Below are 8,635 nucleotides of genomic sequence, written 5' to 3' on the forward strand. Positions count from 1 at the left end.
GGGCAAGCCGCGGCCGAGGACACTCATGGCGCGCAGGGCTAGCCCCGGCCGGCGCCGGCGCGAGGCCACAGCGGGCTGGCCGTTCTGGATCGACCGGGGCGGGACTTTCACCGACGTCGTCGCGCGCCGTCCGGACGGCATGCTGGTCACGCACAAGCTTCTCTCCGACAATCCCGGACGCTATCAGGACGCCGCGCTGGAGGGCAGCCGCGCGGTGCTCGAACTGCCATCGGGCGCGGCGCTGCCGGCCCGGCATCTGCAGCACGTCAAGATGGGAACGACGGTCGCCACCAATGCGCTGCTCGAGCGTAAGGGCGAGCGCACCGTGCTTGCCGTCACGCGAGGCTTTCGCGACGCCTTGCGCATCGGTGATCAGACCCGCCCCGACATTTTCGCCCGCCGAATCGAGCGGCCCGAACCCTTCTACGAGCAAGTAATCGAGGTCGACGAGCGTTTGTCCGCCAACGGCGAGGTGCTGCAGGCGCTCGACGGCGAGGCCGTGCAGCGCGACCTGCGCGCGGCGTTCGATGACGGCATCCGCACCTGTGCGGTCTGCCTCGTCCACGGCTATCGCTATCCGGACCACGAGCGCAGGGTGGCGGAAATTGCGCGCGCCATCGGCTTTACCCACGTTTCCCTCTCGCATCGGGTCAGTCCGCTGATGCGGTTCGTGGATCGCGGCCATACCACCGTGGTCGACGCCTACCTCTCCCCCCTGCTCGGCCGCTACGCACGGCGCCTCGCCACGGCGCTGGGCAAGGCACGGCTGCTGTTCATGAAGTCGGATGGCGGTTTGACCAGTGCGCGCCACTTCGCGGGCAAAGACGCGATCTTGTCCGGGCCCGCCGCCGGCATGGTCGGCTGCGCGCGTACCGGAGGAATGGCCGGCTTCGAACGGGTCATCGGCTTCGATATGGGCGGCACCTCCACCGATGTCTGCCATGACGCCGGTGAACTCGAGCGCAGCCATGAAACCCGCATCGCCGGCGTGCGCCTGCGCGTGCCGATGCTGATGATTCATACTGTGGCGGCCGGCGGCGGCTCCATACTCCACTTCGATGGCAGCCGTTACCGGGTGGGGCCGGATTCGGCCGGCGCCGACCCGGGACCCGTGTGTTACCGGCGCAACGGCCCGCTCACGGTAACGGACTGCAATGTGATGCTCGGCAAGCTCCAGTCGGCGTTCTTCCCCCGCCTGTTCGGCCCGAACGCCGATGAGCCGCTGGACGACGAAATTGTGCGCGCGCGCTTCGCGGCACTGGCCGATGAGATCGCAGGGACCACCGGGGATACCCGCTCGGCCGCCGAAGTGGCGGAGGGCTTCCTGCGCATTGCGGTGGAGAACATGGCCAACGCCATCAAGCAAATCACCGTTCAGCGCGGACGCGACGTCACCCGCTACACGCTCAACTGCTTTGGCGGCGCCGGGGGGCAGCATGCCTGTCTGGTGGCGGACGCGCTCGGCATCGAGCGGGTGCTCATTCATCCGCTGGCCGGTGTGCTTTCCGCCTACGGCCTAGGACTCGCCGATCTCGGAAGCCTGCGCGAGAAGCCGGTGGATTGCCCACTGGACGAGGAACTGATACGCAAGCTCGAGGCGGCGCTGCGCGAGCTCGGCGAGGAAGCCCGGCGCGAGCTCGAGGCCCAGGGCTGCCCCCGAGCCCACATGCGTGAGCTGCGCAAGCTGCGCGTCAGATACGAGGGCAGCGACACGACACTAGAGATAAGGTTTGCTGATGCCGCCGATGTCGCAAGCATGGCGGCGAACGAGCACCGCCGCGAATTCGGCTTTCTGCTGCCCGACAAGGCCTTGATCGTGGCCGCGGCGAGTGTCGAGATCATCGGCGCGAACGCCGCGCTCGAAGATGAGCCGGAGCGTGAATTACGCTCCACCGGCGAGCCGCGAATACTGGCCCGGGTGCAAGTGTGGCGGGTGGGCGGTTGGCGGGAAAATCCGCTCTTCGATCGCGAACAGCTACAGCCCGGCGATGCGCTCGACGGGCCCGCCATTATCCGCGATCCCGTATCGACCATCGTCGTGGAACCAGATTGGCGGGCACGGGTGAGCCGCAAGAATCACCTTATCCTGGAGCGTATCCGAGCGCGCCCGGCGCAGACCGCGATCGCCACCACGGTCGACCCCGTCATGCTCGAGGTGTTCAACAACCTTTTCATGTCGGTGGCCGAGCAGATGGGCGTCATGCTGCAAAAGACCGCCTCTTCGGCCAACATCAAGGAACGCCTCGATTTCTCCTGCGCGCTGTTCGATCCGGCGGCGAATCTCATCGCCAACGCGCCCCACTTACCGGTTCATCTGGGCTCCATGGGCGAGAGCGTGCGCGCCATCGTCGAGCGCCGTTCCGACAGCGTGCGTCCCGGGGATGTGTTCATGCTCAACGACCCGTATCACGGCGGCACCCACCTGCCCGATATCACGGTCGTCTCTCCGGTGTTCTGCGCCGCCGGCAAGGAAATTCTGTTTTATATCGCCAGCCGCGCTCACCACGCCGATGTCGGCGGCATCTCACCCGGCTCGATGCCACCGCACAGCACGCGGATCGAAGAGGAAGGGGTGCTGATCGACAACTTCCAGCTAATGGCGGCTGGCGAGCTACGGGAGCAGGCGATACGCACGCTGCTCAGCGCCGGTCCCTATCCGGTGCGCAACCTCGAGCAGAATCTCAGCGATCTCCGGGCGCAGATCGCCGCTAATGAAAAAGGCGTTCGCGAGCTGCGGCATATGGTGGAGCAATTCGGGCTCGAGGTCGTGCACGCCTACATGGGCCACGTGCAGGACAATGCCGAAGAGCAGGTGCGCCGCGTGCTCGACGCACTCGAGGACGGCGAATACGAGCAGACGCTCGATACCGGCGCCAAGGTGCATGTCAGAATCACAGTGAACCGCGGCCGGCGTGCCGCGACGGTTGATTTCACCGGCACCAGCCCCGAGCAACCGGGCAATTTCAATGCCCCCAAGGCGGTCACCCGGGCCGCGGTGCTCTACGTGCTGCGCACCCTGGTCGAGGACGCCATCCCGCTCAACGACGGCTGCCTGAAGCCCATCGAGCTCATCGTGCCCGAGGGCTCGATGCTCAACCCCCGCTACCCAGCCGCCGTGGTGGCCGGCAACGTCGAGACCAGCCAGGTGGTCACCAATACGCTCTATCTCGCATTGGGACGACAAGCGGCCTCTCAGGGCACCATGAACAATTTCACCTTCGGCAACGCGCGTCATCAATACTATGAGACGCTGTGCGGCGGGACCGGCGCGGGCCCCGGCTTCGACGGCGCCAGCGCCGTGCACTCGCACATGACCAACAGCCGGCTCACCGATGCCGAGGTGCTCGAATGGCGCTTCCCGGTGCGGCTAGAGGCGTTCGCCATCCGCCGAGGCTCCGGTGGGCAGGGGCGCTGGCACGGCGGCGACGGGGTCGTGCGCCGAATCCGTTTCCTGGAGCCGATGACGGCCGCCCTGCTCGCGAATCACCGGCGCCGCGGACCGCCCGGCTTGGCCGGCGGCGCGCCCGGCGCCGTGGGACGCCAGTGGCTCGAGCGCGCCGACGGTCGCCGCCAGCCCTTGTCCGGTATCGACAGCCAACAGGTGGAAAGCGGTGACGTCGTAGTCATCGAAACCCCCGGTGGTGGCGGCTACGGGTCGGCCAGCGCCCGAGCGTCCTGGGATTGGCAGTCCTGAGATAACGTCTGTGTGCGGTTGGTGCACCGACGCATCGGCTCATGGGTAGCGCCGAGCGCCGACCCAGTGCTCCATCCAGTAGAAAGCGCCGCCCGCCGGCGTGAGCCAAAGCGTCAAACCAATCACCAAGCCCACGGTATTGGCAAGCATGTCCAGCCACTCCGCGCTGCGGTACCCGGTGGCCCCCTGAAGCAGCTCCACCAACGCCGCTACGGCGAGCAGAAACAAACACCAGCCCACGGGCCGACGTCCTTCCCAGGCCTGCAGAAACCACCAGCTCAGAAGGCCCCAGGAGAAGCCGTGCTGCGATTTGTCCCAGGTCAGCACCGGCGGGCTGGGAGGCCCGGGAATCAACGACATGACCACCACCGCTGTGAGCAGCAACCACGCGGTGGCCTGCCAAAACCGCGCAAAGCACAATGCACGCACTGGGTTCTCTCCCCTCGCCTCGTTTAGTTCATGGCATCCTAAGCGCGAGTGCCAGCCATCGCCAAGCCAACGCAGGTAGAACGAGCCCCTCGGAGATCAGTGCATGCTGCTGCATCAAATCGTTGTCTTCCTCGTGGCGGCCGTCCTCGCGGTGCCGCTGTTCCGTAGGCTTGGGCTGGGCAGCGTGCTGGGCTACCTGATGGCCGGCGTGGCGATCGGGCCATGGGGGCTTGATATCGCCGGTGACGTCCACGCCATCATGCATCTTGGCGAGATCGGGGTGGTATTTCTGCTCTTTGTCATCGGCCTCGAGCTCCAGCCTGCCCGACTCCGGGCGATGCGCCGCGCCGTATTCGGCCCGGGCATCGCTCAGGTGCTTATCACCGGCCTGGTGCTCACCGGGCTGGCCGCGGCCTGCGGCCTCGAGGGGCGGGCCGCCCTGGCGGTGGGCTTTTCCCTCTCGCTGTCCTCGACGGCGTTCGTGCTGCATCTGCTGGCCGACCGTCACGAACTCAAAACCCAATACGGGCGCCGCGGCTTCGGCATTTTGCTCTTTCAAGACCTCGCCGTGGTGCCGATGATCGCGGCCTTGCCATTGCTCGCAGCGAATTCGGCCGCCCCGCGGGATTCATTGACGCTGCTGTTGCATGCCGCCTGGATCGCCCTCTCGCTGGGAATTTTTATCGTCGGCGGGCGTTACTTGCTGCGGCCCCTGCTCAGGCTGGTCGCGGCGGCGCAAAGCCATGAGATTTTCACGGCCGCCGCGCTGCTGCTCGTCATGGGCTCGGCAGCGCTGATGCACGCCATCGATATGTCGATGGGTCTCGGCGCCTTCCTGGCGGGCGTATTGGTGGCGGATTCCGAATACCGCCACCAGTTGCAGACCGATATCGATCCCTTCCGAGGGCTGTTGTTGGGGTTGTTCTTCATCGCGGTAGGCATGTCGGTCAACGTCGGCCTGATCGTTGTCGAGCCGTTACTGGTAACCGCTTTTGCGATAAGTCTGATCGCCGTCAAGGGGTCGATCCTCTACCTCATCACCCACGTTCAAGGGGCACGCGGAGCGGAAGCCCGGCGTCTGGCCGTCTACCTGGCGCAGGGGGGCGAGTTCGTGTTCGTGCTGCTCGGCGAGGCGCTTGACCTGCGCATTCTGCCGGCGAGCACCGTCGAGCTCATCACAGTCGTCGTTGCCTTGTCGATGGCGCTCACCCCGCTTTTGACCACCTTGCAGGATCGCATCGAGCGAAGCCAAAGTCTCGAGACGCGCCGATACGATGCGATCGAGGCGAGCGAGCACGCCGTGGTGATCGCCGGATTCGGCCGTTTCGGCCAGGTCATCGGTCGGCTGCTCGCCTCTCGGGGGATCTCGTTCACCGCCCTGGAGATCAGCCCGGCTCAGGTGGATTTCGTGCGCCGCTTCGGCAACAAAATATATTACGGCGACGCCTCGCGGCTGGATCTGCTGCGCTCGGCACAAGTCGATCAGGCAAAGATCTTTGTGCTCGCCGTGGACGATCTGGAAGCGTCCATGAAGATCGCGCGAACAATGCGTTACCATTTTCCGAACGTCGCCTTGTACGCGCGCGCCCGCAATCGCCAGCATGCCCATCAGCTCATGGACTTGGGCGCAAAGGCCATCATTCGGGAGACTTTTCTCTCAAGCCTCCATTTGGGCGGCCGGGTGCTGGAAGGCCTGGGGTTGTCGGCACGCGAAGCCGAAAACGCCACGAGGCTCTTTCGCGATCACGACGAGCGCACGCTCGCTCGCCAACGGGCCATCCGGGACGACCACGACGCTTTGGTCCAATCGTCCAAGGACGCAGCACGGGAGCTCAAGGAGTTGTTCGAGGCCGACGCCGAATCGAGACGCGGCGAATCTGTCCGTAAGCGGGGTCAGAAAGCGGAAACTGCCAATGCATCCGGCGACGACGAATTGTGACGGCACGCGACGAAGCGTTGCGGACACCGATACGAGCGCGACACACGCGAGGGTGGTTCGGGCATGAGCAAGGCAATCGAGGACTACGGATTCATCGGCAACACCGTGAGCGGCGCGCTCATCGCCCGCGACGGCGCCATCGATTGGCTATGTCTGCCGCGATTCGACAGCGATGCCTGCTTCGCGGCGCTGCTCGGCGGATGCGAGCATGGCTATTGGCGCATCACGCCGGTCGGCGCGTTGAACCGCGTAACCCGTCGCTACCGGCCCGGGACCGCGATCCTCGAGACATGCTTTGAAACTGCCGAGGGCAAGGTCACCCTGATCGATTTCATGCCTTTCACCGACGATGAGCACTACGTCGACCTGGTCCGGCTCGTGCGCGCCGAGGAAGGCCGCGTGCGCATGCGCATGCGCATGGAGCTTACTCTGCGGCTCGGCTATGGCCGCATCGTTCCGTGGGTGCGCTGCCGGAGCTACGGGCTGAGCGCGGTGGCCGGACCGGATGCCCTGCAGCTGCACACCCCGGTCGAGCTCACCGGCCGCGATCTGACCACCGTCGCGGAATTCGACCTCGGCGAGGGTGCCACCATTCCGTTCACTTTGGCGTATCATCCCTCGCACTGGCCGAATCGCTCCGTCGAGGACCCCTTAACCCGCCTCGGGCAAACCACCGAGCGCTGGCATGCCTGGAGCGGGCGGTGTCAATTCGACCGCGCCGAACATCACCCCTGGCGCGAGGCCGTGACCCGATCGCTGATCACGCTCAAAACCCTCACTTTCAGTCCCACCGGCGGGATCGTCGCCGCGCCCACCACCTCCTTACCCGAGCGGCTCGGTGGCATACGCAATTGGGATTATCGTTACTGCTGGATTCGGGACGCGACACTGACACTCTACGCCCTGCTCACCTCGGGCTATCGGCAAGAAGCCCACGCGTGGCGCGAGTGGTTGTTGCGCGCGGCTGCCGGTGACCCTAGGCAGCTGCAGATCATGTACGGGCTGAGCGGCGAGCGCCGGCTGACCGAACTCGAGCTGCCCTGGCTCCCCGGCTACGAGCAAAGTGCTCCCGTGCGTCTCGGCAACGCCGCCTTCGCGCAGCGCCAGCTCGATGTGCCGGGCGAGCTCATGGACGTTCTGCACGTCGGGCGCAAATTCCAGCTCGACCACAACGAGCACGCATGGCGGCTGCAGCAAACGATACTGCGGCAGCTCGAGCAGGACTGGAACCAGCCTGACGAGGGAATCTGGGAAGTGCGCGGTGGCCAGCGCCACTTCACTCACTCGCGGCTGATGTGCTGGACCGCCTTCGATCGCGCGGTAAAGGCCGTGGAACAGTTTGGCTTGTCCGGCCCGGTGGAGCGCTGGCGCGCAGTGCGCGAGGCGATCCATGCCGACATCTGCCGCAACGGCTGGAACGCCGACAAGCGCGCCTTCGTACAATATTACGGCGGCGACGCACTGGATGCCTCATTACTGCTGATGGCCGAAGTCGGCTTCCTGCCGCCGCAGGACCCCCGCTTTCGTGCCACCGTCGAGGCCATCGAGCGGGAGTTGCTCGTCGACGGCCTGGTGTTGCGTTACCGCACCGAGGACAACACCGACGGGCTGCCGGGTGACGAGGGCGTTTTCCTTGCCTGCAGCTTCTGGCTGGCCGATGCCTACGTCATGCTGGGCCGCCACGATGAGGCCGTTGCCCTGTTCGAGCGCCTGCTCAGTTTGCGCAACGATCTCGGTTTGCTGGCCGAGGAGTACGATCCGCGCCTCGGCCGCCTGCTCGGCAATTTCCCGCAGGCCTTCTCGCATATCGCACTCGTCAATACCGCCAACAATCTCGCCTGCGCCCGCGGCCCGGCCAAGCAGCGCGCCGACGGTCCCGCTTGACGCAGGCCCCGTATCCTCGGATCGCACCGGTGTTCGCGCGCCGAAGTCGGTTCCAATTTGAGAGGGTCCTTTATGCCACGCGATATTAGAATGCCCGCGCTCTTTCTCGGCCACGGCAATCCGATGAACGCGCTCCATGACAACGCCTATACACGCCGCTGGTCGGCACTCGGCGCCGCATTCCCGCGGCCCACGGCTGTGTTGTCGGTATCCGCGCATTGGTATGTACCCGCGACCGCCGTCACGGCCAATGCGCAGCCGCGCACCATCCACGATTTCGGCGGGTTTCCGCGGGAGCTGCACGAGGTTCAATATCCCGCGCCGGGCGCACCCGAATTGGCCGCGCGTGTCGCGAAGCTGCTGGATCCTGTACGGGTGACGCTTGAGCACGGTTGGGGATTGGATCATGGGACGTGGTCGATTCTCGTGCACATGTACGCGGACGCGGACGTTCCCGTTATCCAGCTGAGCATCGATGAGACCAAGGATGCGAGCTGGCACTACCAAACCGCCCGAGCGCTCGCCCCGCTGCGCGATGAAGGGATACTCATCATCGGCAGCGGCAATCTCGTCCATAACCTTCACACTTATGCCTGGGGCCGCCAGGAGGTCGAACCGTACGATTGGGCCGTTCGCTTTGAGACGAAAGCGCGCGATCTGCTTCGCGCCGGGGACCTCGCGCCACTCGT

Annotated in this window: 5 protein-coding genes; 4 read left to right on the plus strand and 1 reads right to left on the minus strand. The window is 65.6% G+C overall.

Translation table 11 applies throughout. The features are described from left to right. The first annotated feature begins 25 nt into the window (after nucleotides 1-25). On the plus strand, nucleotides 26-3,694 hold the full coding sequence (locus AC52Q4_RS10980; protein ID WP_495536838.1) for a hydantoinase B/oxoprolinase family protein: 3,669 nt from the start codon (nucleotides 26-28) through the stop codon (nucleotides 3,692-3,694). A 39-nt stretch (nucleotides 3,695-3,733) separates the two neighbouring features. Here the strand turns inward: AC52Q4_RS10980 and AC52Q4_RS10985 are convergent, their stop codons facing one another. After that, nucleotides 3,734-4,123 carry a VanZ family protein gene (locus tag AC52Q4_RS10985; RefSeq protein WP_495536839.1) on the minus strand — a complete coding sequence of 130 codons (390 nt, stop codon included), beginning with the start codon at nucleotides 4,121-4,123 and terminating at the stop codon, nucleotides 3,734-3,736. A 103-nt stretch (nucleotides 4,124-4,226) separates the two neighbouring features. Here AC52Q4_RS10985 and AC52Q4_RS10990 point away from each other — a divergent pair, with 103 nt between their 5' ends. The 3 genes from AC52Q4_RS10990 to ygiD form a co-directional block, all read left to right on the plus strand. After that, the gene (locus AC52Q4_RS10990) at nucleotides 4,227-6,062 is read left to right on the plus strand and encodes a monovalent cation:proton antiporter-2 (CPA2) family protein (RefSeq protein WP_495536840.1); all 1,836 of its coding nucleotides are present in this window, start codon (nucleotides 4,227-4,229) and stop codon (nucleotides 6,060-6,062) included. A 63-nt stretch (nucleotides 6,063-6,125) separates the two neighbouring features. After that, nucleotides 6,126-7,946, plus strand: coding sequence for a glycoside hydrolase family 15 protein (locus AC52Q4_RS10995; protein WP_495536841.1), 1,821 nt, complete (start codon nucleotides 6,126-6,128; stop codon nucleotides 7,944-7,946). 72 nt (nucleotides 7,947-8,018) lie between these two features. After that, on the plus strand, nucleotides 8,019-8,635 hold a 617-nt coding region (gene ygiD / locus AC52Q4_RS11000), incomplete at its 3' end, for a 4,5-DOPA-extradiol-dioxygenase (RefSeq protein ID WP_495536842.1).

It is taken from the genome of Nitrococcus sp., assembly GCF_059432795.1.

Coding starts and splice junctions, on each gene's coding strand:
- AC52Q4_RS10980 (WP_495536838.1), top strand. CDS start 26: ATGGCGCGCAGGGCTAGCCCCGGCCGGCGCCGGCGCGAGGCCACAGCG.
- AC52Q4_RS10990 (WP_495536840.1), top strand. CDS start 4,227: ATGCTGCTGCATCAAATCGTTGTCTTCCTCGTGGCGGCCGTCCTCGCG.
- AC52Q4_RS10995 (WP_495536841.1), top strand. CDS start 6,126: ATGAGCAAGGCAATCGAGGACTACGGATTCATCGGCAACACCGTGAGC.